General features: G+C 61.8%; 25 protein-coding genes and 1 riboswitch. Of the genes, 5 read left to right on the top strand and 20 right to left on the bottom strand.

The features are described 5' to 3' along the window. Positions 1-143: 143 nt before the first annotated feature. The 16 genes from Q0K23_RS08590 to Q0K23_RS08515 all read right to left on the bottom strand — a co-directional run bounded on the left by Q0K23_RS08590 (position 144) and on the right by Q0K23_RS08515 (position 14,325). Positions 144-422 (bottom strand): zinc-ribbon domain containing protein, encoded by a 279-nt coding sequence (locus Q0K23_RS08590; RefSeq protein WP_294520753.1) that lies wholly within the window; start codon positions 420-422, stop codon positions 144-146. A gap of 73 nt (positions 423-495) precedes the next feature. Continuing rightward, entirely contained in the window at positions 496-1,131 is a 636-nt protein-coding gene (locus Q0K23_RS08585) for a sigma-70 family RNA polymerase sigma factor (protein ID WP_294520750.1), read from the bottom strand. Between the two features lie 84 nt (positions 1,132-1,215). After that, positions 1,216-2,565, bottom strand: a complete 1,350-nt coding sequence (gene glmM, locus Q0K23_RS08580) for a phosphoglucosamine mutase (protein WP_294520747.1) — start codon at positions 2,563-2,565, stop codon at positions 1,216-1,218. Between the two features lie 63 nt (positions 2,566-2,628). Further along, positions 2,629-3,684 (bottom strand): Holliday junction branch migration DNA helicase RuvB, encoded by a 1,056-nt coding sequence (ruvB, locus tag Q0K23_RS08575; protein WP_294520744.1) that lies wholly within the window; start codon positions 3,682-3,684, stop codon positions 2,629-2,631. A gap of 52 nt (positions 3,685-3,736) precedes the next feature. Next, positions 3,737-4,342, bottom strand: a complete 606-nt coding sequence (ruvA, locus tag Q0K23_RS08570; protein WP_294520742.1) for a Holliday junction branch migration protein RuvA — start codon at positions 4,340-4,342, stop codon at positions 3,737-3,739. Positions 4,343-4,372: 30 nt separating this feature from the next. Continuing rightward, the gene (gene ruvC / locus Q0K23_RS08565) at positions 4,373-4,912 is read right to left on the bottom strand and encodes a crossover junction endodeoxyribonuclease RuvC (protein WP_294520738.1); all 540 of its coding nucleotides are present in this window, start codon (positions 4,910-4,912) and stop codon (positions 4,373-4,375) included. 164 nt (positions 4,913-5,076) lie between these two features. After that, a complete protein-coding gene (gene xerD / locus Q0K23_RS08560; protein ID WP_294520735.1) occupies positions 5,077-5,955 on the bottom strand; it encodes a site-specific tyrosine recombinase XerD in 879 nt (292 codons plus the stop codon). Positions 5,956-6,016: 61 nt separating this feature from the next. Then, the gene (locus Q0K23_RS08555; RefSeq protein ID WP_294520731.1) at positions 6,017-6,646 is read right to left on the bottom strand and encodes a stage II sporulation protein M; all 630 of its coding nucleotides are present in this window, start codon (positions 6,644-6,646) and stop codon (positions 6,017-6,019) included. Between the two features lie 55 nt (positions 6,647-6,701). Further along, positions 6,702-7,490 (bottom strand): pyrroline-5-carboxylate reductase, encoded by a 789-nt coding sequence (gene proC / locus Q0K23_RS08550; protein WP_294520758.1) that lies wholly within the window; start codon positions 7,488-7,490, stop codon positions 6,702-6,704. 286 nt (positions 7,491-7,776) lie between these two features. Beyond that, complete coding sequence (scfB, locus tag Q0K23_RS08545) at positions 7,777-9,159, bottom strand: thioether cross-link-forming SCIFF peptide maturase (RefSeq protein ID WP_294520728.1); 1,383 nt, start codon at positions 9,157-9,159, stop codon at positions 7,777-7,779. Between the two features lie 74 nt (positions 9,160-9,233). Then, positions 9,234-9,377, bottom strand: coding sequence for a six-cysteine ranthipeptide SCIFF (gene scfA / locus Q0K23_RS08540; RefSeq protein WP_294520725.1), 144 nt, complete (start codon positions 9,375-9,377; stop codon positions 9,234-9,236). A gap of 78 nt (positions 9,378-9,455) precedes the next feature. Then, positions 9,456-9,878 (bottom strand): TIGR04086 family membrane protein, encoded by a 423-nt coding sequence (locus Q0K23_RS08535; RefSeq protein WP_294520720.1) that lies wholly within the window; start codon positions 9,876-9,878, stop codon positions 9,456-9,458. A 140-nt stretch (positions 9,879-10,018) separates the two neighbouring features. After that, complete coding sequence (yajC, locus tag Q0K23_RS08530) at positions 10,019-10,318, bottom strand: preprotein translocase subunit YajC (RefSeq protein ID WP_294520717.1); 300 nt, start codon at positions 10,316-10,318, stop codon at positions 10,019-10,021. A 92-nt stretch (positions 10,319-10,410) separates the two neighbouring features. Then, entirely contained in the window at positions 10,411-11,550 is a 1,140-nt protein-coding gene (gene tgt / locus Q0K23_RS08525; RefSeq protein ID WP_294520714.1) for a tRNA guanosine(34) transglycosylase Tgt, read from the bottom strand. A 35-nt stretch (positions 11,551-11,585) separates the two neighbouring features. Next, positions 11,586-12,611 carry a tRNA preQ1(34) S-adenosylmethionine ribosyltransferase-isomerase QueA gene (gene queA, locus Q0K23_RS08520; protein ID WP_294520756.1) on the bottom strand — a complete coding sequence of 342 codons (1,026 nt, stop codon included), beginning with the start codon at positions 12,609-12,611 and terminating at the stop codon, positions 11,586-11,588. Positions 12,612-12,666: 55 nt separating this feature from the next. After that, on the bottom strand, positions 12,667-14,325 hold the full coding sequence (locus Q0K23_RS08515; protein WP_294520711.1) for a SpoIID/LytB domain-containing protein: 1,659 nt from the start codon (positions 14,323-14,325) through the stop codon (positions 12,667-12,669). 90 nt (positions 14,326-14,415) lie between these two features. After that, positions 14,416-14,593, top strand: a riboswitch (Lysine riboswitch). 198 nt (positions 14,594-14,791) lie between these two features. Here Q0K23_RS08515 and asd point away from each other — a divergent pair. The 4 genes from asd (at position 14,792) to rpmB (ending at position 18,033) form a co-directional block, all read left to right on the top strand. Beyond that, positions 14,792-15,883: an aspartate-semialdehyde dehydrogenase gene (gene asd / locus Q0K23_RS08510; RefSeq protein ID WP_294520708.1), complete on the top strand. Its 1,092-nt coding sequence runs from the start codon at positions 14,792-14,794 to the stop codon at positions 15,881-15,883. Between the two features lie 36 nt (positions 15,884-15,919). Further along, positions 15,920-16,813, top strand: coding sequence for a 4-hydroxy-tetrahydrodipicolinate synthase (gene dapA, locus Q0K23_RS08505; protein WP_294520705.1), 894 nt, complete (start codon positions 15,920-15,922; stop codon positions 16,811-16,813). Between the two features lie 69 nt (positions 16,814-16,882). Beyond that, positions 16,883-17,653 carry a 4-hydroxy-tetrahydrodipicolinate reductase gene (gene dapB / locus Q0K23_RS08500; protein ID WP_294520702.1) on the top strand — a complete coding sequence of 257 codons (771 nt, stop codon included), beginning with the start codon at positions 16,883-16,885 and terminating at the stop codon, positions 17,651-17,653. A gap of 191 nt (positions 17,654-17,844) precedes the next feature. After that, positions 17,845-18,033, top strand: a complete 189-nt coding sequence (rpmB, locus tag Q0K23_RS08495; protein WP_006572618.1) for a 50S ribosomal protein L28 — start codon at positions 17,845-17,847, stop codon at positions 18,031-18,033. 119 nt (positions 18,034-18,152) lie between these two features. On the opposite strand, the gene folD is transcribed toward rpmB, so the two are convergent. The 4 genes from folD to Q0K23_RS08475 are packed head-to-tail and all read right to left on the bottom strand — an operon-like array spanning position 18,153 to position 22,525. Beyond that, the gene (gene folD / locus Q0K23_RS08490; protein ID WP_294520697.1) at positions 18,153-18,995 is read right to left on the bottom strand and encodes a bifunctional methylenetetrahydrofolate dehydrogenase/methenyltetrahydrofolate cyclohydrolase FolD; all 843 of its coding nucleotides are present in this window, start codon (positions 18,993-18,995) and stop codon (positions 18,153-18,155) included. Beyond that, positions 18,976-19,965, bottom strand: coding sequence for a prolipoprotein diacylglyceryl transferase (gene lgt / locus Q0K23_RS08485; RefSeq protein WP_294520694.1), 990 nt, complete (start codon positions 19,963-19,965; stop codon positions 18,976-18,978). Before lgt ends, folD begins: the two co-directional genes overlap by 20 nt. After that, positions 19,962-21,242, bottom strand: coding sequence for an EF-P 5-aminopentanol modification-associated protein YfmH (locus Q0K23_RS08480; protein WP_294520691.1), 1,281 nt, complete (start codon positions 21,240-21,242; stop codon positions 19,962-19,964). The genes lgt and Q0K23_RS08480 overlap by 4 nt, the downstream gene beginning before the upstream one ends. Then, the gene (locus Q0K23_RS08475) at positions 21,239-22,525 is read right to left on the bottom strand and encodes an EF-P 5-aminopentanol modification-associated protein YfmF (protein WP_294520688.1); all 1,287 of its coding nucleotides are present in this window, start codon (positions 22,523-22,525) and stop codon (positions 21,239-21,241) included. The genes Q0K23_RS08480 and Q0K23_RS08475 overlap by 4 nt, the downstream gene beginning before the upstream one ends. Positions 22,526-22,821: 296 nt before the next feature. Between Q0K23_RS08475 and ylxM the strand changes: the two genes are divergently transcribed. Further along, positions 22,822-23,193 (top strand): YlxM family DNA-binding protein, encoded by a 372-nt coding sequence (ylxM, locus tag Q0K23_RS08470; RefSeq protein WP_294520685.1) that lies wholly within the window; start codon positions 22,822-22,824, stop codon positions 23,191-23,193. The last annotated feature ends 2 nt before the right edge of the window (positions 23,194-23,195 follow it).

Here is a 23,195-nt window from a genome sequence, read left to right as displayed (position 1 = left end):
TACGCCGTATCCAGCAAAATCTGCTGAATACGGCGTATTTCTTCGTTGCCCAATCCTGCCTGACAGATGCCATAATCGTAATTCTTTCAAATCACTTTCTTATGAGCACCTGTCCCATGCACCGGGCGTTTTTATCGCGCGAATTACTGCTGCCCACGCATACGAGCAAAGCACTCGCTGCAGTAGACGGGACGATCGGACTTGGGCTCGAAGGGAACCCGGGCCTCGCCGCCGCAGGCAGCGCAGGTGGCGGTGAAGTACTCACGGGGGCCACGGGCGGCGTTCTTGCGGGCGTCACGGCAGGACTTGCAGCGCTGGGGCTCGTTCTGGAAGCCGCGCTCGGCATAGAACTCCTGCTCACCAGCGGTGAACACGAACTCCTTGCCACATTCCTTGCATACGAGTGTCTTGTCTTCAAACATGATGATACCCTCTCTTTGACTCTTTGCCCAGGTCAGGATAAACCTACTTTGCTGGGACATGTAATATTTGCGTTCAGCTTGCGCTGATATCGCCAGACTGGAAATGCCTCGCCACCTTGCGCCTGATGCGCTGGACAGCGTTGTCCACCGATTTCGGGGACCGTTTTACCTCGGCTGCAATCTCATCATAGGACAGTCCGTTCAGATACAGTCCGAGGACTTTCGCTTCGAAACCGGACAGCTGGCCCTTCAGCACACCCAAGCGCTCCCGGAGCTCTTCCCTGCCGATCATAATGGTCTCAGGGTTCTCCAGACGCTCCTGGTCTGTACCATAAGCATAGTGGTCGGTCTTTCCATCAAAGAAAGGGGTTTCGAATGAGATGTAGTTGTTCAGCGGCGTGTGCTTATCGCGGGACGCCGCCTTCACCGCGGACAGGAGACGGTTCCTTATGCAGGTCTCCGCATAAGTATGAAAAGAAGTACCTTTGGACGGGTCATAGACCCGAATGGCGGCCAGCAGGCCAACCATCCCCTCCTGAATCAGGTCTTCACTGTCTCCCCCGGCCAGGAAGAGCGGGCGGGAACACATGCGCACCAAGCGGTTGTACCGGATGACCAAGGTCTCTTCCGCCAGGCGATCCCCTGACGCAGCCTGGATACACAGTGCCTCATCTGACAGCTTTTGGTAGTCCTGATCCTGTGGCTTCATTCCAAATCTCCTTACCTATTAAAGCAGAAGAACCGGTATTTGTCAATAGTTTTATGCAAATTATTTTAAAGCGCCTGAAAAATCTCAGAGTGTTTTAATCAGATTTGCCAATTCGTGCGCGCAGGACTTGGCGGTTTCCTCGTCCTTGGCCTCCACCATCACCCGGATCAGGGCCTCGGTGCCGGAGGGACGGACCAGGATACGGCCGTCCCCTGCCAGCCGGGCCTCCTGCTGGGCGATGGCGGCCTTCAGATCTGCGTTGGCCATGATCTCCGCCTTTTTGGCCTTATCGGCCACGGCCACGTTCACCAGCAGCTGGGGATAGCGCTTGCAGTCCGCCACCAGCTCGGAGGCCTTCTTGCCCGAGGCGTGCAGCAGGGCGAGAAGCTGAAGGGCGGTCAGCTGGCCGTCGCCAGTGGTGGCGTAACGGCGGAAGATCATATGGCCGGACTGCTCGCCGCCCAGCACATAGCCGCACTCCTCCATCTTCTCCAGCACGTTCCGGTCGCCCACGTCGGTGCACAGCAGCTGCATTCCGTGCTCCCGGCAGAATACATGCAGACCCAGGTTGCTCATCACGGTGGCCACCACGGCGTTGCCAGGCAGCTCTCCCCTGCTCATCAGGTCCTGACCGCAGACCGCCATGATCTGGTCGCCGTCGATCTCGTTGCCCATCTCGTCGCAGGCCAGGCAGCGGTCGGCGTCGCCGTCAAAGGCCAGGCCCAGGTCGTAACCGCCGGCCTTGACCATGGTGCACAGTTTGTCCAGGTGGGTGGAGCCGCAGCCGTTGTTGATGTTCACGCCGTCAGGGTCGGCGTTGATGACGTCGGTGTGCAGCTCAGGGAAACGGTCGAACAGCCGGGCGGCAGTGGCGGAGGAGGCGCCGTTGGCGCAGTCCACCAGGATGCGCATCCCGCCCAGGTCGCTGGTCACGGTGGAGGCCAGGTGGTCGATGTAGTCCTCCCGCTCCTTCTGGTCGGCGTAGATGACCCGGCCGATGTCGCCGTGGGTCTTCAGGGGCACCTCCTTGCCGGAGAGGATGATGTCCTCGATCTCCCCTTCCAATGCGTCGGAGAGCTTGAAGCCCTGGCCGTTGAAGATCTTGATGCCGTTGTGCTCAAAGGGATTGTGGGAGGCGGAGATGACGATGCCCGCGTCGGCGTTGTTGTCCACCGTGATCCAGGCCACGGCAGGGGTGGGGATGACGCCCAGATGAAGCACGTCCGCGCCGGCAGAGCAGAGGCCGGCGATCAGGGCGCCCTCCAGCAGGTCGGAGGAGATGCGGGTGTCCTTGCCGATGGCCACCAGCGGCTTGTGGTTGCCCTCCTTGGTGAGCACCTGAGCAGCCGCCAGACCCACCTTATAGGCCAGGTCGGCGTCCAGTCCGGCGTTGACCACGCCGCGGATTCCATCAGTACCGAACAATTTTCCCATATTCAGAAACAATCCTTTCTGCGCTGTTTATTTTCTGGGACACAGTCCCGTGTTGGCTTTTCGTCAGAACGACAGCTGGTCCAGACCGTCGCCACGGGGCACGGGCAGCCCCAGATGCTCATAGGCCCGGCGGGTGACACAGCGCCCTCTGGGCGTGCGGGTGAGAAAGCCCATCTGCATCAGATAGGGCTCGTACACATCCTCCAGGGTGACGGCCTCCTCGTTGATGGTGGCCGCCAGGGTCTCCAGGCCCACAGGGCCGCCGCCGTAGTGTTCGATGATGCTGGTAAGCATCCGGCGGTCCACGGCGTCCAGTCCCAGATAGTCCACCTCCAGAGCGCTGAGGGCCTGGTCGGCCACATCCCGGGTAATGACGCCCCCCGCCCGCACCTGGGCGAAGTCCCGCACCCGGCGGAGCATGCGGTTGGCAATACGGGGTGTGCCCCGGCTCCGCCGGGCGATCTCCATGGCGCCATCCGCCTCAATGGGCACCCCCAGGATGCCCGCCGAGCGGGTGACGATCAGGGCCAGCTCCTCGGGGGTATATAGCTCCAGCCGTAGCGTGACGCCGAACCGGTCCCGCAGAGGGGCGGACAGCTGCCCTGCCCGGGTGGTGGCGCCGATGAGGGTAAATTTGGGCAGATCCAGCCGGATGGAGTTGGCGGAGGGACCCTTGCCGATGATGATGTCGATGGCAAAGTCCTCCATGGCGGGATAGAGGATCTCCTCCACCGAGCGGTTGAGCCGGTGGATCTCATCCACGAACAGGATGTCGTTTTCCTGCAGGTTGGTCAGCAGGGCCGCTAGATCTCCCGGCTTTTCAATGGCGGGGCCGGAGGTGATGCGGATATTGACCCCCATCTCGTTGGCAATGATTCCGGACAGGGTGGTCTTGCCCAGGCCCGGGGGGCCGTGGAGCAGCACGTGGTCCAGGGGCTCCCCCCGCATCTTGGCCGCCTGGATGAAGATCTCCAGGTTGCCCTTGGCCTTCTTCTGGCCGATGTACTCCGAGAGGGTCTTGGGGCGGAGAGAGCCCTCGTTCTCATCGTCCCGGGTCAGGGACGTGGTCACCAGAGGCTCTTCCGTCTCAAAGCCGCTCTCCGAAAAATCGATGCTCAAATGCTCACTTCCTCTTCCGGACGGACCTCATGTCCCCCGGCTGTTTTTACGCTTACTTCACCATCTTCTTCAGCGCCTGCTTGATGATCTCCTCCAGGGCCAGGGCCTCCATATCGATGTTCTTCAGGGCGGCTGCCGCCTCGGCCTGGCTGTATCCCAAAACAGCCAGAGCGGCCGCGGCCTCGCTGGCCTTGTTCTGGGGGATGACCGTCACGCCGGTACCGCCGTAGCTCTCACCGCCGGGGGTGGAGAGCTGACCCTTGGCCAGCTTATCCTTCAGCTCCAGAATGATGCGCTGGGCGATCTTCTTGCCGATGCCGGGGGCCACGGTGAGGGACTTCTCGTCACCGGTGATGATGGACGTGGCCAGTCCCTCGGGAGTGGTGGAGGACAGGATGGATAGCGCCGCCTTGGGGCCCACGCCGGACACACCGATGAGCAGCTGGAAGCAGCTGAGCTCGTTCTCACTGGCAAAGCCGTAGAGCTCCATGGCGTCCTCCCGGACGTTGAGGTGGGTGTAGAGTGTGGCGGCCTCCCCTTTCCGCAGCCGGGCAAGGGTGCTGTTGGTGGTGCGGCAGGCATAGCCCACCCCGCCGCAGTCCACAACGGCCAGGTAGGGCGCCATGTGGACCACAGGGCCTTTCACATAGTAAAACATATCGGTTCCTCACAAGTGTTTTGTCGGTTATCAGCGGCGGTCGTCCCGGGCGGCGTACCGCCCGCTGCCCGGCCGGGCGGAGTCCAGCAGGGACAATCGGGACGAGGACGAGCGGGCATGGCACAGGGCGATGGCCACGGCGTCCGCCGCGTCATCCGGCTTGGGCACGTCCTTCAGCCCCAACAGGCGTTTGGTCATGTCCATCACCTGCCGTTTTTCCGCCTTGCCGTACCCCACCACCGCCTGCTTGACCTGGGACGGGCTGTACTCAAAAATAGGGACGCCGGCCCGCTCCGCTTCGGTCAGGATGACCCCTCTGGCCTGGGCCACGCCGATACCGGTGGTCACGTTCTGGTTGAAGAACAGCTCCTCCACCGCCATGGCCTCCGGCCTGAACTGCCGGAGCAGGGTGGCCATATCGTCGGAGATCTGGAGCAGCCTGGTGGGCAGCGGCAGCCCTGCCGGAGTGGTGATGGCGCCGCACCGGATCAGCCTCTGCCGCCCCGGCACCGCCTCCAGCACCCCGAAGCCCACGATGGCGAAGCCCGGGTCTATTCCCAAAATGATCATGGCAACCTCCTGGGTATACATACGGATCTTATTTTATCACGGCAGAGGATATGGCGCAACAAAGAATTGCGTACAGCAACAGCAGACGCCGCGGCAGATTTTGCCGCGGCGTCTGCTGTTTTAGAGGGAGAATTGTAAATAAAAATCCGGTATCCACTCTCATCTTATGCCCGGGGGTGGGCTTTGTTGTACACGTCTTTCAGCTTCTGGTTCACCAGCTGGGCGTATATCTGAGTGGATGAGATGTCGGCGTGGCCCAGCATCTCCTGGATGGACCGCAGGTCCGCACCGTTCTCCAGCAGATGGGCCGCAAAGGAGTGACGCAGGGTGTGGGGCGTGATGTCCTTGCGGATGCCCGCCTTCTCCTGATAATGCTTGATGATCTTCCAAAAGCCCTGGCGGCTCATGCGCTCCCCGTTCATATTCACAAACAGGGCCTTCTCGTCGGGGTGCTCGATCATCTGGGGCCGGACCTGGGTCACATAGTTGGTCAGGGCGCGCACAGCGGCGGGATAGAGCGGGATGATCCGCTCCTTGTTCCGCCCCACGCAGCGGACGAAGCCCGCGGACAGATTGACATGCTCCAGGTTCAATCCGATTAGTTCGGACACCCGGATTCCTGTGGCATACAGCAGCTCCAGCATGGCCTTGTCCCGGCAGCCCTTGGCGTCGGAGGGGTCGGGCTGTTCCAGAAACAGGTCCACCTCTTTGCTGGTGAGGATCTGGGGCAGCTTGCGCTCCACCTTGGCGGGGGTAATCCCCCGCACCGGATTGACGGTCACCACACTGGCGCCGATCAGGAAATTGTAAAAGGACTTCATAGAGGCCAGACTTCTGGTCACCGTGGCCACAGACTTCCCCTTGGCGGACAGATGCTTCACATATCGCTCCACATCCGCCTGCCCGGCCTGTTCCGCCGTCAGGTTCTCCCCCTCCAGCCAGCCTGCGTACTGGTGGATATCCCGCAGGTAGGAGCTGAGTGTGTTGAGGGACGCCTTTTTCTCTGTCTTCAGGTATGACTCATACTCTTTTAAATAATCCATCCCCTGCCGCGTCTCCATCCTATGTAGAATTCGGCGGCTCTGCCCTTTGGCAGGGACACGCCTATGCCGCCAGCATTCCGGCCGCCCACGCCACAAGGGTGGGGACCGCCAGATATTCCAGCAGTATACACACACAGAACGCCCCGGCGCACATGCCGCAGCGCAAAAAGTAGGCCCGGCCGAAGGGGGAGCCTCTCCTGCTCTCCCCCATGGTCCGCCCGGCCAGGCGGGCCGACGCCGCCAGCCCCTGAACGCCCAGAACAAAGAGCGCCGGGATGCTGACTGCCCCGGATACACCGAAAATCAGCGCGGCCGCAAAGCAGCCCTCACTGCCGAACATTCGAACAAAGGAGGACACTGCAAAGGACAACAGAAATCCCCGGACGGAAAATAAGATTGGAATACCGAGTACCCCCAGGGCGGTAAACCCCAGAGCCACCGTAAAAATGGGCCAGCGGAGCACATCCCACATCAGCGGAAGCAGGGCGGGCGGCTGTACGCTCCCCTCCCCTGCGGCTGAGAGAAAACCCTGAACGTAGGCCGTCAGGCTCTCCGCACCGCTGCCTCCCGCTGCGGCGGCCAGCAGGCACCCTGCCGCGCTGCCCAGGAAAAAGCAGACCCCGATCACTGCAAGGGCGGGTCCTCCGCCCTCCGCGGGGACATCCCACACCCCTGCCACAGCTCTGCGCATGGCCGTCACCTCCACGACAGCCTATGCGTGCCCCGGAGGAATTAGAAGGACAGCCTTACTTGCCCAGCTCCTGAGAGCGGCGGACACAGCGCTCCATGGCCTCGTTCACCATACCCTCAAAGTGGTGGTCATCAAAGGCGGTCAGAGCCGCCAGCGTGGTGCCGCCGGGCGAACACACCTGCCGAGTCAGCTCCCCGGCGGTCTTCCCGCTCTCCAGCAGCATGCGGGCCGAGCCCTCCATGGTGAGGGCTGCCATACGCAGCGCCTGCTCCGGCTCCAGGCCCAGGGCCTGTCCGGCCTGCACCATGGCGTCGGCCATACGGAAGAAATAGGCCGGTGAGGAGCCGGCGATGGCGATCACCGCGTCGATCAGATCCTCCGGCACCACAAACACCTCGCCCGCGGAAGAGAACACGGCCTTTACCTCCTCGAAGAGGTCCTCGGGCACATCGCCGCTCTTCTGCGCCAGGGCGGTACAGCCCTTTCCCACCAGCAGCGGCGTGTTGGGCATGGCCCGCATCACGTGACAGCCGGGCAGCTGCTCCCGCAGCCAAGCCAGGGAGTACCCGGGCGAAATGGAGAGCACGCCTTTGCCCTTCACCTCATCCGCAATCTGGGGCAGCACCTCGCCGAACATCTGGGGCTTGATGCCAAGGATGACCAGATCAGCTTCACGGGCCACCCGGCAGTTGTCCGTGGTGGTGTGGACGCCCAGTCGGGCAAAGCGCTCCAGCTTATCCTGGTGGCGGTTGGAGACCCACAGCTGCTCCGCCTGGAGAAGGCCGCCCTTTAAAACGCCGTCCAAAATTGCGCCCGACATATTGCCAGCACCAATAAATCCCAATTTCAAGTGACAGACCTTCTTTTTAACCTAGTTTATGAATAATAATATATTCCTTTCGAAGAATCAACGCAAGAAATATAAAGCAAAAAAATTATTTTTGTGTATTATGACAAAATATTATGTAAAACAGATTATGTTAACTATATCTACATAGGGAAAGGGCGGGCTCTTCGGAGCCCGCCCTTTCTGTCGATAAATGTTCTATTTTTCTCGGTATCTAGGCCGATAAAGCCAATTTTTTGCCGCCGTCTCAGCGATTACATTTTGTATAATTACACTTTGTATATCAGTCGGCCATGCCCGCCGCAATGGCCCGCAGGGCAATGGCGCACTCCAGCCGCTTGCGCTCCAGTTCGCATCCAACATGGTGAGGCTTTTTTATGTCTCCATTGACAAGCAGGTTGGAGGCGCTGCAGCCGCCGGAGCAGTAGAACCGGGCCCAGCAGTTCTTGCAGTCCTCCCTGGTGTAGATATTCAGGTTGGAGAAGGCCTTGGAGATCTCCATGTTGAAGGTGCCCTCATAGAGGTTGCCCAGCTTGTAGTCCAGGTTGCCCACGAACTGGTGGCAGGGGTAGATATCCCCTTCCGGCGTGATGGCCACATACTCACAGCCGGCGCCGCAGCCCCGCAGACGCTTGATGACGCAGGGGCCCTGGGCCAGGTCCACGTTGAAGTGGAAGAAGTTCACCTCGGGATGTTCCCGCAGCTCCTCCGCCAGCTTCTCATACTCAGCCAGGATGGTAGGCACGTCCTCCTCCCGGAGGGCATAGGGGTCCTCAGCGCCGCCCACCACGGGCTCCACCGAGATGTTCTTGGCGCCCAGGGACGCCATGTGCATCACGTCGGCGGCAAAGTCCAGGTTGTCCCGTGTGAAGGTGCCCCGGAGATAGTAGTCCTTGTCTCCCCTGCCGGCAATCAGCTTCTGGAACTTGGGGACGATCACGTCGTAGCTGCCCTTGCCGTTGACGGTGGGGCGCATCCGGTCGTTGACCTCCTTGCGGCCGTCGATGGACAGGACCGCGTTGGACATCTCCCGGTTGATGTACTCGATGTTCTCGTCGTTGAGCAGGACGCCGTTGGTCGTGATGGTAAAGCGGAAGCACTTGCCGTGCTCCTTCTCAATGGAGCGGGCGTACTCCACCGTCTTCTTCACCGTGTCCATCGCCATCAGCGGTTCGCCGCCAAAGAAGTCTACCTCGATGTTCCGCCGCTTCCCGGAGCGCTCGATGACAAAGTCGATGGCCCGCTTGGCGGTCTCAAAGTCCATGGTCATGCGGTGGCCGGTACCGAAATCGCCGGTGGAGGCGAAGCAGTACTTGCAGCGCAGGTTGCAGTCGTGGGACACGTGGAGGCACAGGGCCTTGATGGGCGCCTCCCGCTGCATGGCCACGGCGGCGGCGGGGTCGATGTAGTCGTCCTCCACAAAGAGGAGCCCCTCCTCCTGAAGGCCACGCAGATCCTGCCAGGCCTCCTCCAGCGCGTCTGCGCTGTACTGGGGCAGCTGGGCGGCCAGGTCCGCCGGGCAGTGCTCGGCCAGCCGGCCGGGGTTGGCAGTCTGCCGGTCCAGCGCCTCCAGCAGGTCATAGGCGGTCTTATCCAGCACGTGGACAGCACCGCTGTTTACATCCACGGCGATGGATACGCCGAGGGCAGTAAAAGTATGTACCATTCTTTTCTCTCCTAATGACAGGCACGGAAACGGGGTGGGCAAAACCCACCCCGTTTCCAGTCTTGTTGTTCGACTTACTTGTTGTTCTCGCACTTCTGGTTGGCAACCGTGCAAGAGGTCTTACAAGCGGACTGGCAAGAAGTCTGGCACTCGCCGCAGCCGCCGTGAGCAGCGCTGTTCTTCAGGGTAGCGCCGTTAAGCGTCTTCACATGCTTCATCTGTTTCCCCTCCTCCACTGTCGTTTTTTGGAGCTTCGATTCATTATAGCATAGGAAGCGGTTCTTTTCAATCCATTTTTAGCGGCGGCTCTTCCGCTTTTTCCTTGCGGGCCGTTTTCCGCCCAGCAGGCCGGCCGCTGCGCCGCCGCACAGAGCGCCGCAGAGAAGGGCCAGCCCCTCCTCCGGAGCGGCAGGTCCGAAGAAGATCACACCCACTGTGAGCAGGATCAGAAAAAACACACAGCCCGTCAGCAAGCCCACAATCAGCGCCCTGGAGCGGCAGCGGCGGATGGCAGCCGTCCCGCCGGAAAAGCCGCCGATGACGCAGCCCACAATGGTGACCTGATACATCAGCTGTTCCCCGATCCATCCCCTGGAGATGCCTACGGAGGCCAGCAGCAGAAAGAGAAAGCAGGCCAGCAGCGCCACGCCGCCCCCCAGAAGCACGCCCAGTACACAGCGGACCAGTCTGGCTCCCTGGTCCTCTTCTACATGTTTCATTCCATTCCCCTCCCAGACATTGTGCTTGTCTGGTGGATTATATGCCATTGTTCCGTCCGGCATGTCTGCTTTTTCGCTTCTGAGATCCGGCGCATAAAAAACAGCCGGCCGCATGTGCGGCCGACTGTCTTGCAGTGGAGTTATTTCTTGTCTTCCTTGGCGGGAGCGGAGTCCTCAGAGGTTTGGGTGCCCTTGGTGGACACAGCCCACTTGGTGAACTCGATGCGCACCCGGTCGGCGCCGGTCTCGATGACAATGGTGTCCTCCTTCACGGCGCAGATGGTTCCCACGATGCCGCCGATGGTGGTGATCAGGTCGCCCACCGCCAGGCTGTTGCGCATCTCGGCCATGGCCTTTTTCTTCTTGTTTTCCGGCCGGATCAGCAGGAAGTAGAAGATGGCCAGCATTGCGACGATCATTACGATGGAAATGATATCCAAGGTCAATTCCTCCAAATACAGTATTTCTGCCCCTTTGCCCTGTGGCAACTTTATACATTATAGCGGCATTCTCACCACTTGGCAAGTCCTCTTTACGAATTTCCGATGGGCGCGTCCAATTTTCCGCTGTACGTCCGCCGGAACTCCTCAAAGGTACCCTCGTCCAGAGCCGCCCGGATGCGGACCATCAGCTCATTGTAGAAGTGGAGATTGTGGAGCACCGCCAGGCGCATGGCCAGCATCTCCCCCGCCGCAAACAGGTGGCGCAGATAGGCCCGGGAGAAGGACTGGCAGGCCGGACAGGTGCAGGTGGGGTCGATGGGGGTGGGGTCGGTCTTGTACTTCTCATTCTTGATGTTCAGGGTGCCCTCCCAGGTGTACAGCTTCCCATGGCGGGCGTTGCGGGCCGGCATGACGCAGTCGAAGAAGTCCACGCCCCGGGCAACCGCCTCAATGATGTTGGAGGGCGTGCCCACCCCCATCAGATACCGGGGCTTGTCCTTGGGCATGTGGGGCTCCACAGCGTCGATGATGTCGTACATGGTCTGGGTGGGCTCACCCACCGCCAGGCCGCCGATGGCGTAGCCGTCGCAGTCGATCTTGGCGATCTCCTGCATGTGCCACACCCGCAGGTCGGGGTAAATGCCCCCCTGGTTGATGCCGAAGAGCATCTGGTCCGGGTTGACCGTGTCGGGCAGGCTGTTGAGCCGGTCGTGCTCTGCCTTGCACCGCTCCAGCCACCGCAGCGTCCGCTCGCAGGAGGGCTTCACGTACTCCCGGGTGGAGGGGTTGGCCACGCACTCGTCAAAGGCCATGGCAATGTCGCTGCCCAGGTTGGACTGGATGCGCATACTCTCCTCCGGGCCCATAAAGACCCGGCGGCCGTCGATGTGGGAGGCGAAGGTGACTCCCTCTTCCGTGATCTTCCGCAGGCCGGACAGGGAGAACACCTGGAACCCGCCGGAGTCGGTGAGAATGGGGCCGTCCCAGTCCATAAACTTGTGGAGGCCGCCCATCTCCTTCACGACGCCGTCACCCGGACGGAGGTGGAGGTGGTAGGTGTTGGACAGCTCGATCTGGCAGCCCACATCCTTCAGGTCGTGGGCCGACACCGCACCCTTGATGGCGCCCTGGGTGCCCACGTTCATGAAAACAGGGGTCTGGGCTGTGCCGTGGGCACAGGTAAACACGCCCCGCCGGGCCCTGCCCTGGGTCTTCACTACTTCAAACACGCAAAAACTCCTATCTCTTTTGATTTATGCCCGCTTCAGCAGATAAACATGGCGTCGCCGAAGGAGAAGAACCGGTACTTCTCCCGCACCGCCTCCTCATAGGCCGCCAGAATGTGCTCCCGTCCCGCCAGGGCGGACACCAGCATGATCAGCGTGGACTCAGGCAGGTGGAAGTTGGTGATGAGGCAGTCCAGCGCCTTAAAGCGGTAGCCGGGGTAGATATAAATGCTGGTCCAGCCGGCGCTCTCCTTCAGCGTGCCGTCCTCAGCCGCCCAGCTCTCAATGGTCCGGCAGGAGGTGGTGCCCACACAGATGACCCGGCCGCCGTTGGCCTTGGTCTCATTGATGATATCCGCCGTCTTCTGGGAGATCATGCAGTACTCGGCGTGCATCTCGTGGTCCGTGATGTTCTCCTCCTTCACAGGCCGGAAGGTGCCCAGGCCCACATGGAGGGTCACATAGGCCAGGCGCACGCCCATGGCCTCGATCTGAGCCAGCAGCTCCTTTGTAAAGTGGAGACCGGCGGTGGGAGCGGCGGCGGAGCCCACCTCACGGGAGTACACCGTCTGGTACCGCTCCGGGTCGTTGAGCTCCTCCTTGATATAGGGCGGCAGGGGCATCTTGCCCAGCTGCTCCAGGATCTCCAGGAAAATCCCCTCATAGTGGAACTCGATCAGCCGGTTTCCGCCCTCCACCTCCTCCAGCACATCGGCGGTCAGCAGGCCGTCGCCGAAGGAGAGTTTGGTGCCCGGCTTCACCTTCCGGCCGGGCCGCACCAGGCACTCCCACACCTTGTTGCCCCGGTCGATGAGCAGCAGCACCTCCACTGCGCCCCCCGTGGGCTCCCGGTGGCCCAGCAGACGGGCGGGCAGCACCCGGGAGTCGTTGAGCACCAGGCAGTCGCCGGGGCGGAGGAAGTTGGGCAGCTCATAGAAGTGGTGGTGGGAGGTCTCCCCCGTCTCCTTGTTGAGCACCATCAGCCGGGAGCCGTCCCGCCGGTCCAGCGGCGTCTGGGCGATCAGCTCCTGGGGAAGGTCGTAGTAAAAATCAGATGTTTTCAGTTCCATGCTCTTGTTGTTCCCTGCTTTCAGATTGAAAATAACACGCCGGATTGGTTTATCGGATCTCCACGCCGGTGTAGTAGAACTTCAGAATGTCCACATAGGTCTTCCCTGCCTGGGCCATGGCGTAGGCGCCCCACTGGCTCATGCCCACGTTGTGGCCGTAGCCGGCTCCGGTGAAGGTGAAGCTGCCGCCTGTGGAGCCGGAGGAGGTCAGCACCTCTGTGCCGCTGCCGGTGATGACATAGGGCGTGCCGCTGATGGCGGACACATTTCCGCCGCCGTCAATGGCGTAGGCACCCGAGACAGAGGACAGCGTTCCGCCGTCCTCGTTAACGTAGTAGCTCCCGCCGCTTCCTCCGGTGACGGTGAACCGGGGCGACTTCACGCCCAGGAAGATCCGGCAGTTGTCGCAGCCGGTGATGGTCCAGCTGCTGCCCTTTGTATCCGTAAAGGTCAACGCCCTTACATTTCCTGTGGCTGTGTATTCCGACACCCGCACGCTGGCCAGCGTGCCGCAGTTGCGGCCGGAGGAGCGCAGCTTGGCAGCCAGCTCATCGGCGGTAAAGGTATAGCTCCAGTTGTAGCCGGAAATTTTGCTGGCCACCGTGGCCTCCCAGGGATCCGTGACACCAACCAGGTAGGGCAGGTCGCCGCCCCAGACGTTCTTGGCGCTCTCCGTAGCGCCGCCGTCCGAGGAGAAATAATAGGTCTCCGCAATGGATCCGTTGTACCATACGTACTGGCCTGACGTCTCCTGGGCTGCCCGGTATGTATTGTCGTTGACAGAGCCTGCGCCGGGATAGGCCTGGCAGTGGGTGGAGGCGCACAGGTCAAAGCCGCTGGAGGTGTGGCGTCCCGTGCAGGAGGCTGCATAGCTCCGGGCGGTAACCGCCTGGGCCTTCAGGGCCTCCAACGGCCAGGAGGGGCTCATCTCCTGGGAGATGACGCAGTTGATGTAGTCCTCCCGGTCCACCACATTGACCACCGTCAGGTTGCCGCCGTTGATGCGCTGGTAGCGGAACCCGCCGTAGTACTTCTGCTTGGCGTACCAGGTCAGGGTCTTGACCGAGTTGTCCAGCCCGGGCAGCACCCCCAGAGAGAGGGACGCGCCGCCGTCGAACTGAAAGAGAATGGTGCTGGTGCCCGTCTTGACCACAGACACGCCGTAGCTGCTGGTGCCGGTAACCGTGGCGCCCGAGACGCCCAGTGCGGTCAGGGCCGTATTGGCCTCCTCCGAGGTGAGGTAGGCCCCCATCCGGACCGTATAGGTCCCGTTGGTCCAGGCGGGGAATCCGCCGGACACAGCAGCCGCCGCAGCGGACGCCTGCTCAAAGGTCGTATAAGTGCCCGGCAGCTGGATGTGGTAGCAGCCCACGGCGATGGACGAGGTCTGGGCGTCGGTATAGCCGTTCAGACCGCTGGAGAGGGGGCCGTACCACACGTTCTGGGTCTTGACCACTGAGATGCCCGTCTCCGCGGTATAGCCCAGCTGGACGAAGTTGAGGCTGTCGTCATAGTAGCCCAGCCGGTAGCCGCTGCCGGTGCTGTTGAGCAGGTTGGCGCCGGGGACGGCGTCGGTACCGTAGGTCAGCCCGATACGGATGCTGGAACTCATGGGGATGCTGGCCGCCTGGGCGGGCACGGGAAGCGCAGGGAGCGCCAGCGCGGCTGCAAGAGCCAGCGCTGCAAATTGCATCAGCTTTTTTTTCATAGGAAACTCCAAATCTTTGGGATTGCCGCCGTTCCCTGTATTGACACAGCAAAGCGGTTGTGATACTATTTTCAAAAATCAACTGAATTACTGCAAGATAGAGGTTGCGGTTTTCAAAAGTAGCGCGGTGAGGGCTCCGCTGGCCCGGCGATCCGCGTCAAAGGGAAAACCGCCGAAGGGAGCGCGGGTACGGAACCGCCTTTCCTGGGCGCCGGGCACATCAGCCCTGCGACTGTCGCCGGTCCTCCGGCGGAGTGCTGTCTGCTTTTGTAGTGCCGGGGCCGGGCGACCGTCCCTGACATTATAGTACAAAATCAGCCGGTATGTAAACCCGCTGATTTCTTTTTTTATCCGGATGCATTTTTCGGGTCGCAGTCATTCATTTTGGTTTCCCTTCCGGCACTGGTCTTAAACCGGCCGGCGCCGGAATAGCATAAGTTAAAAGAGAGCGATGGAGGTCCTGAACATGAAGCAGTACAAAGTAGGCGTGATTGGCGCCACCGGTATGGTGGGCCAGCGTTTTGTCACCCTGATGGAGCACCACCCCTGGTTCCATCTGACCGTCGTGGCGGCCAGCGGCCGCAGCGCAGGCAAGACCTATGAGGAGGCCATCGGCGACCGCTGGGCCATGGACACTCCCATACCCGAGGAGGCCAAGAAGCTCATCGTCATGAACGCTCAGGAGGACGTGGACAAGATCGCCTCCATGGTGGACTTTGTGTTCTGCGCGGTGGATATGAAAAAGGACGAGATCCTGGCTCTGGAGGAGAACTACGCCCGCCACGAGTGCCCTGTGGTGTCCAACAACTCCGCCAACCGCTGGACCCCCGACGTGCCCATGGTGGTGCCTGAGATCAACCCCGAGCACCTCCAGGTCATTGAGTCCCAGCGCCGCCGCCTGGGCACCACCCGCGGCTTCATCGCCGTCAAGTCCAACTGCTCCATCCAGAGCTACGTCCCCGCCCTGCACCCCCTGAAGGAGGCCTTCGGCCTCAAGCGGGTGCTGGCCTGCACTTACCAGGCCATCTCCGGCGCGGGCAAGACCTTCAAGACCTGGCCCGAGATGGTGGATAACCTGATCCCCTACATCGGCGGCGAGGAGGAGAAGAGCGAGAAGGAGCCCCTGAAGGTGTGGGGCAAGGTAGAGAACGGCGTCATCGTCACCGCCGACTCCCCCGCCATCACCTCTCAGTGCCTGCGGGTGCCCGTGTCCAACGGCCACACCGCCGCTGTGTTCGTGGACTTCGAGCACAAGCCCACCGTGGACGAGATCAAGGCCCTGTGGGCCAGCTACAAGGGCCGCGCCCAGGAGCTGGACCTGCCCACCGCCCCCAAGCAGTTCATCCACTACTTTGAGGAGCCCGACCGTCCCCAGGCCCGTCTGGACCGGGAGCTGGAGGGCGGCATGGCCATCTCCGTGGGCCGCCTCCGCCCGGACACCCAGTATGACTACAAGTTCGTCTGCCTGTCCCACAACACCCTCCGGGGCGCTGCCGGCGGCGGCGTGCTGCTGGCCGAGCTGCTGTGCGCTGAGGGCTATATCGAGCCCCGCGCCTGATCCTTCATCCATCCTGACCTGAGGAGGTACATCTATATGAGAGAACCTGTCTTTACCGGCGCCTGCACCGCGCTGGTCACTCCCTTTGACGACAGCGGCGCCATCAACTACGACGCCTTTGCCGCCCAGATCGACGCCCAGATCGACAGCGGCATTGACGCCCTGTGTGTCTGTGGCACCACCGGCGAGAGCGCTACCATGAGCATCCGGGAGCACATCGCCGCCGTGGAGTTCTGCGTCAAGCACGTCAACCACCGGGTCAAGGTCATCGCCGGCGCCGGCAGCAACGACACCACCGCCGCCGTCTACCTGTGCCAGCACGCCCAGGACTCCGGCGCCGACGCCCTGCTGCTGGTGACCCCCTACTACAACAAGTGCTCCCAGACCGGCCTGATCAAGCACTACGAGTACATCGCCGACCGGGTGGAGCTGCCCATCATCCTCTATAACGTCCCCTCCCGCACCGGTGTGTCCTTCACCGCCGAGACCTACAAGGTTCTCTCCCAGAACCCCCGGTTCAACGGCGTCAAGGAGGCCAGCGGAAACTTCTCCCTGCTGGCCCACACCCGCTTCCTCTGCGGCGAAGACTTCTACATCTGGTCCGGCAACGACGACCAGGTGGTGCCCATGATGAGTCTGGGCGCCAAGGGCGTCATCTCGGTGGCCGCCAATATCGTCCCCCAGGTCATGGTGAAGATGAGCCACCTGTGCCTGGACGACGACTTCGCCGCCGCCTCCAAGCTCCAGGTGGAGTACATGGACCTGATCGACGCTCTCTTCATCGAGGTCAACCCCATCCCCATCAAGGCTGCCATGGACCTGATGGGCATGAAGGCCGGCGGCCTCCGCCTGCCCCTGTGTGACATCTCCCCCGCCCACCTGGAGAGCCTGAAGGCCTCCATGCAGCGGATGGGCCTGCTCAAGGCCTGACTGTCAGAAAGCCGCAGCGCGGCTCATCCGCGCGGGCAGCGCCCGCGCCACGGAAAGGGACGTTGAATTATGCTCCGAATCGGTATTTCCGGCTGCAACGGCCACATGGGCCGGGTGGTGGAGGATATCTGCCGCTCCGCGCCGGACATTGAAATCGCCGTGGGCTTTGATATCCTGGGCACCTGCGACCGGGACTTCAAGGTCTGTACCTCCCCCGCTGAGTTCGACGGTGAGGTGGACGCGGTCATCGACTTCTCCAGCCCCGCCGCCCTCCAGGGCCTGCTGGAGTTCGGCACCACCCGCAAGGTCCCCCTGGTCCTGGCCACCACCGGCTACTCTCAGGAGCAGCTGACCGCCATCGACGAGGCCGCCAAGCTGGTGCCCATCTTCCGCTCCGGGAACATGTCCCTGGGCATCAATGTGCTGCTGGAGCTGGTGCGCCGGGCCGCTTCCATCCTGGGCAGCGACTACGATGTGGAGATCGTGGAGCGGCATCACCACCGGAAGGTGGACGCCCCCAGCGGCACCGCCCTGATGATCGCCGACGCGGCGGCCTCCGCCCTCCCCTACCAGCCCCAGTACGTCTACGAGCGGCAGTCCGTCCGCAAGCCCAGAGACCCCCACGAGATCGGCATCTCCTCTGTCCGGGGGGGCACCATCGTGGGTGACCACGAGATCATCTTTGCCGGACGGGACGAGGTCATTGAACTGCGCCACTCCGCCCAGTCCCGGGAGGTCTTTGCCGCCGGTGCGGTCAAGGCGGCCCGATTCCTGGCCGGCGTGGAGAAGCCCGGCCTCTACTCCATGGCCGATCTGGTGGCCGCCGCCGGACTGGACTGAATTTCTCTGTTTTTTATTCTCCATCTGTACGGACGAAATAGGGCCGTTTTTCTCCTCTTTCGCCTGTGTTTGCCTCAATTTTTGCCCCGTTTATCTTTCTTTGAAAAAAAGCTTGCATTTTTCCGCAGTTTCTGTTATTATATCAGTCGATGCTTTGTAAGCAAAACCTGACGAGCGAGGAGGTTTAGCGAATGGCCAAGTGTGAATTTTGCGACAAGGGCGTTGTGTTCGGCATTCAGGTGTCCCACTCTCACCGCCGCACCAACCGTCCCTGGAAGCCCAACGTGAAGCGTGTTAAGGCGATCGTGGACGGTGCGCCCAAGCACGTCTATGTGTGCACCAGATGCCTCCGTTCGGGTAAGGTCACCCGCGCCGTGTGATTCTCTGAACTGAGAAAAGGCCCCTGCGCTCAAGCGCAGGGGCCTTTTTGCACCCGTCTTCCCTTTCCATAAAAACATCCTGGAGCAGATGCTCCAGGATGTTTTTCGTTTATTGCCGTTTACTTCCCGTGGACCCGCGCCGCAGTGAGGGTGTTCTCCAGCAGCATGACCCGTGTCATGGGCCCCACACCGCCGGGCACCGGGGTAATAAAGGATGCCTTCTCCTTTACCGCCTCAAAGTCCACGTCGCCGCAGAGCTTTCCCTCCGCGTTCCGGTTCATGGCCACGTCGATGACGGCAGCCCCCTCCTTCACCATGTCGGCGGTGATGAGGCCGGTCTTCCCCACCGCCGCCACCAGGATGTCTGCCTGACGGGTGATGGCTCCCAGATCGGGGGTGCGGGAGTGGCAGATGGTCACGGTGGCGTGGCGCTGGAGCAGCAGCATGGCCTGGGGTTTGCCCACGATGTTGGAGCGTCCCACCACCACCGCGTGCTTCCCCGCGGGGTCAATGTGGTACTCGTCCAGCATGGCCATCACACCGGCCGGCGTGCAGGGCAGAAAGGTGTGCTCCCCGATCATCAGCTGGCCTACATTATAGGGGTGGAAGCAGTCCACGTCCTTACCAGGGTCAATGGCGTTGAGCACCGCCTTCTCGTCAAACTGGGCGGGCAGCGGCAGCTGGACCAGAATGCCGTCAATGTCCTCCCTGCCGTTGAGCAGGCCGATGAGCTCCAGCAGCTCCTCCTGCCGGGCGCACTCGGGCAGGGCGTACTCCTCGCTGTAAATGCCGCACTCGGCGCAGTCCTTCTTCTTGTGGTTGACATAGATGCGGGAGGCGGGATTGTCCCCCACGATGATCACGGCCAGGCCGGGCCGCTTGGAGAGATGCTCCACCTCGTCCTTGATCCGGGCCTTGCACTTGGCCGCCAGAGCCTTTCCGTCAATGATGGTCGCTGCCATTGTCCTCGTCCTCCTTGTCTCTGTTCTCGTCCGTGTCCGCCTGCTGCGACGCCGCTTTGGCCGCCTCCATGGCGGCCCGGCGGTGCACCCACAGCTGATCCGGAGCGGGCCGGTGCAGGTAGAACCACACCCACAGGGCCGCCGCCACCAGAGCGGAGGCAAAGCCCAACACCTGGGACACCCGGATGGGGGTATTCATAAAGTAGAGGCTGTCGGTACGCATGCCCTCGATGATGCCCCGGCCAACGCCGTACCAGGCCAGGTAGGTGAAGAAGAGCTGGCCGTCGAACTTGCGCCACTTCCGGGAGATCAATACGATGAGCAGGAAGCCCACCAGGTTCCAGGCCGACTCGTAGAAAAAGGTGGGATGGACGCCCAGGGTGCCGTCCATCACCTGCTGCCACCCGGCGGCATCCACCAGCCCTTTGGCATACAGCTCGTTGGCAATTTTTTCGGAGCACATCCGCCAGGGCAGGTCGGTCAGGCCGCCGTAGGCCTCCACGTTGACGAAGTTGCCCCAACGGCCGATGCACTGGCCGATGAGCAGGCCCATGCCGCCCAGGTCGGCAAAGGCCAGAAAGGGGATCTTCTTGTACCGGCAGACAAAGAACAGCACGATGACCGCCGCGATAACGCCGCCGTAGATGGCCAGGCCGCCATCCCGCACGTCCAGCATCCTACTGAAGCTGAGGCTGCCGTCCTCATTTTTGAACAGGTCCAGGTAGAACAGGATGTAGTACAGCCGCGCCCCCACCAGGGCAAGGGGCACGGCAAAGATGAGCAGGTCGGTCAGGTCGTCGTCGCTGATACCCAGCTTGGGGCCCTTGCGGCTGCAATAGAACCAGGCCAGAACGGCGCCAGCCACGATGATGACGGCATACCAGTAGATGTTGAAGCCAAAGGGGCTGGCCGCCACCCTATTGAGCGTGAACTCCAGCCCCAGGCCGGGAAAAGAGACCGTGTTGATCATGCCTGTCCCTCCCCCGGCATCACCACGGCCAGCGCCGCCCGCTCCGGCGTAAAGCAGGTACGGATGCACGCCTCCACGTCCGCCTGGCTGATGTTCTCAAAGACCTCCGGGAACCGGAGCATATCGTAGCCGGCGAAGTAGGCCTGGGCCATGCCCACGCAGATATTCTCAAAGGAGTTGAGGCCCCGCACCTTGGTGCCGTACATGCCCTTTTTCAGCCGGGCAAACAGGGCCGGGTCCACGCCCTCCCGACCGATCCGCTCCGCCTCGGCGGCAATGGCCGCGGCCAGTGCGTCCGGGTCGGTGCTCTCCCCGCCGGCCATGGCATAGGCGCAGGAGGGATAACCGTCAAAGCCGTAGGTGAAGCTGCTGTTGAGCAGGCCCTCCCGGTACAGCCGGACATACAGAGGGCTGGAGTTGCCCAGCAGGGCCTCGCAGGAGAGCTCCGCCACCAGCTTCTGCCGGAACTGCTCCTCCCCCCTGGGCGCCGGGTCCATCTTCCAGCCCAGCTGGAAGATGGGGGTGGACACCTCCATCTTCAGCTCCGTCCGGCTCCTGGCCGCGGCCTGGGGCTCGGCGGGGCCGTAGTCCCTGGAGATGGAGCCCTTGCCCTCTTTGGGCAGGATCTCCCGGGCCATCTCCAACACCTTCTCCGGGTCCACGTTGCCCGCCACGCAGAGCACCATGTTGCCCGGGTTGTAAAAGGCGCTGTGGCACAGGTTCAGGGTATCCGCCGTGATGCGGGAGATGGAATCGATGGTCCCCGCCACCGAGGTACGGATTGGGTGATGGGCGTACAGCCCTTCCAGCATGGCGTAGTACACCTGGTTCTCCGGGTCGTCCTCGATCATCCGGATCTCTTGGCCGATGATGCCCTGCTCCTTGTCCACGCTCTCCTGAGTGTAGTAGGGCTGGGAGACGAAGGAGAGCAGGATCTTCAGATTCTCATAGAATTTTTCCGTGCTCTCAAAGTAGTAGCCCGTGATGGCTGAGCTGGTGAAGGCGTTGGGGCTGGCGCCATTGGCCGCCAGGTCCTGAAGGGCGTTGCCGTCCTTGGTGTCAAAGGTCTTGTGCTCCAGAAAATGGGCCACCCCGGCAGGGGTGTCGTGCCACTGGCCGTCCAGCTGGAATTTCATGTCCATGCCGCCGTAGTCGGTGGCGAAAAAGGCGTAGCTCTTCTGAAAATCCGGCTTCACATCCACGTAGACGGTCAGACCGTTCTCCAGTCGGGCGGAAAAGACGGTCTCCCCCATCCGGGGATATTCCTTGCGATTCACTGGTGTTCCTCCTTCCCCTTGAGGAAATAGATGCTGTCCAGCCGCACCCGGCGGGCGGCCGCGGCCACCTGGTCCACGGTGACCTGCTCCAGCTTGGCAGTCAGCGTTTCCGGCCCGTCTCCCCGGCCCACGGCCAGCCCCAGCCAGAAGTCCTCCATGCGGCCCTGGCTGTCCAGCATGCTCTTCAGGCTGCTCACCGCGCTGCGGCGGGCGGCCTCCAGCTCCCAGGGCTCGATCTCGCCCCGGCGGCACTTCTCCAGCTGGGCCAGAATCTCGCTCTGGGCGGCATCCCGCTTGTCAAATTCCACGCCGGAGGACACCAGCATCAGGCCCTTGAACTTCTCCAGCTGGGAGCTGGCGTAGTAGCACAGCGACAGCTTCTCCCGCACATTGAGGAAAAGCTTGGAGGTGGTGGTGCCGCCGAACACGGCGTTGAAGAGCATCAGCGCGGGGTATTCCGCATCCGTCACCTGGATGTCAGTCCGCAGGCCCATGGCCAGTTTGCCCTGAGTCACATCCAGCGCGTCCTCAAAGCTCCGGGGCGTCTCCTCTCCCACGCCGATCCCGTTCCGGCCAATGGAGATGTCCTCCACGGCACGGCCTTTCAGCTGGGAAAGTGCGCTGCGGAAAGCGGCCTCCACCCGGCCAAAGGGAGCGGAGCCGGAGAAATAGAGCTCCACCCGGGCGCCGGACAGCAGGGTCTGATAGCGCGTCCACAGTTCTTCATTGGTGATGGCGGCGGCACTGGGCTCGCTGCCCAGCCGGTCCACCCCGTAGGGCTCCCCCTGGCACATCAGCTGCACCAGCCGGAGCACGGCGTACTGCCGCTTGTCGTTGACCTGGGCCCGGATGCGGTCCACCAGGTTGGAACGCTCCCGCTCCACATAGGCGGAGACAAAGCCGCCGTTCTCCCTGGCCGGGGTGAGCAGCAGTTCCCCCAGCAGAGCGGCGGCCCGCTCCAGAATAGGGGTGCCGTCGGGCACATAGGCGTCGTCCAAAAAGCTGGCCACAAAGCCCACGCACTGGGTCTCCCCTTTTTTGCGCACAATGGGCTCCACCGCCCCGCCGTACAGCTCATCCAGTGCGGCGGACAGGCGCTCCATGTCCGGGCAGCGCTCCGTACCCCACCGCAGCACCATGGGCACCAGGGCGTTGGCGGCGGCATGCTCCTCACTCAGGGGTGTGAGAAGCTGAATCCCCATGTAGGAGGATTTGAATTTCATGGTATGCACCGCCGTGAGATACACGCCGGGCAGCAGTTCCGTTCGGGTGACTTCGGTCATCCGCGCTCATCCTTTCTTGCCTCCCTCCTGCTGCCGGTTTTAGGCGAAATCGCACAGAGAGGCATGGAAAATTGACAAGCCTTATTATACAACGATTCCTCTCTTTTGACACCCCCAAATCCAAAAGATTGTCTCCGCCGCAGGGGAAACGCAACGCTTATGGCTCCTTGTTCAGATTGTCGGAAAATTTCCCCGAGCCATCTTCCATTTTCGTCTTGACAAAAACCACAAAATATTGTATCATAACCAACGTTGTAAAGCTGATGCGCTTTACGAAACCGAAGGGAGGCTGAAGAATGAAAAACCAGGCTTACCGCATGGCGCTCCTGTTCGACTTTTACGGTGACATGCTCACCGACCGGCAGAAGGAATTCTTTGACCTCTATTATAATGAGGACCTCTCTCTGGCTGAGATCGCCGAGAATTACGACATCACCCGCCAGGGCGTCCGGGACGTGATCGTCCGGGCGGAGGGCATCATGCAGGAGCTGGAGGACAAGACGGGCATCATCCGCCGCTTCCAGAAAATGCAGTCCCAGCTCTCCGACATCGACCGCTTTGCCGACAGCATCATGGAGATGAACGACCAGCGCGGCAGCGGAGACCCGGCCATTGAGGGCCTCTGCCGGCAGATCAAGGACACCGTGGCCCAGATGAAGCAGGAGTGACC

Origin of the sequence: uncultured Pseudoflavonifractor sp. (genome assembly GCF_944387275.1) — a bacterium.
GTDB lineage: Bacteria > Bacillota > Clostridia > Oscillospirales > Oscillospiraceae > Pseudoflavonifractor > Pseudoflavonifractor intestinihominis.
The sequence above is the reverse complement of the archived record's forward strand: the minus strand, read 5'-3'. Positions and strand labels throughout refer to the sequence as shown.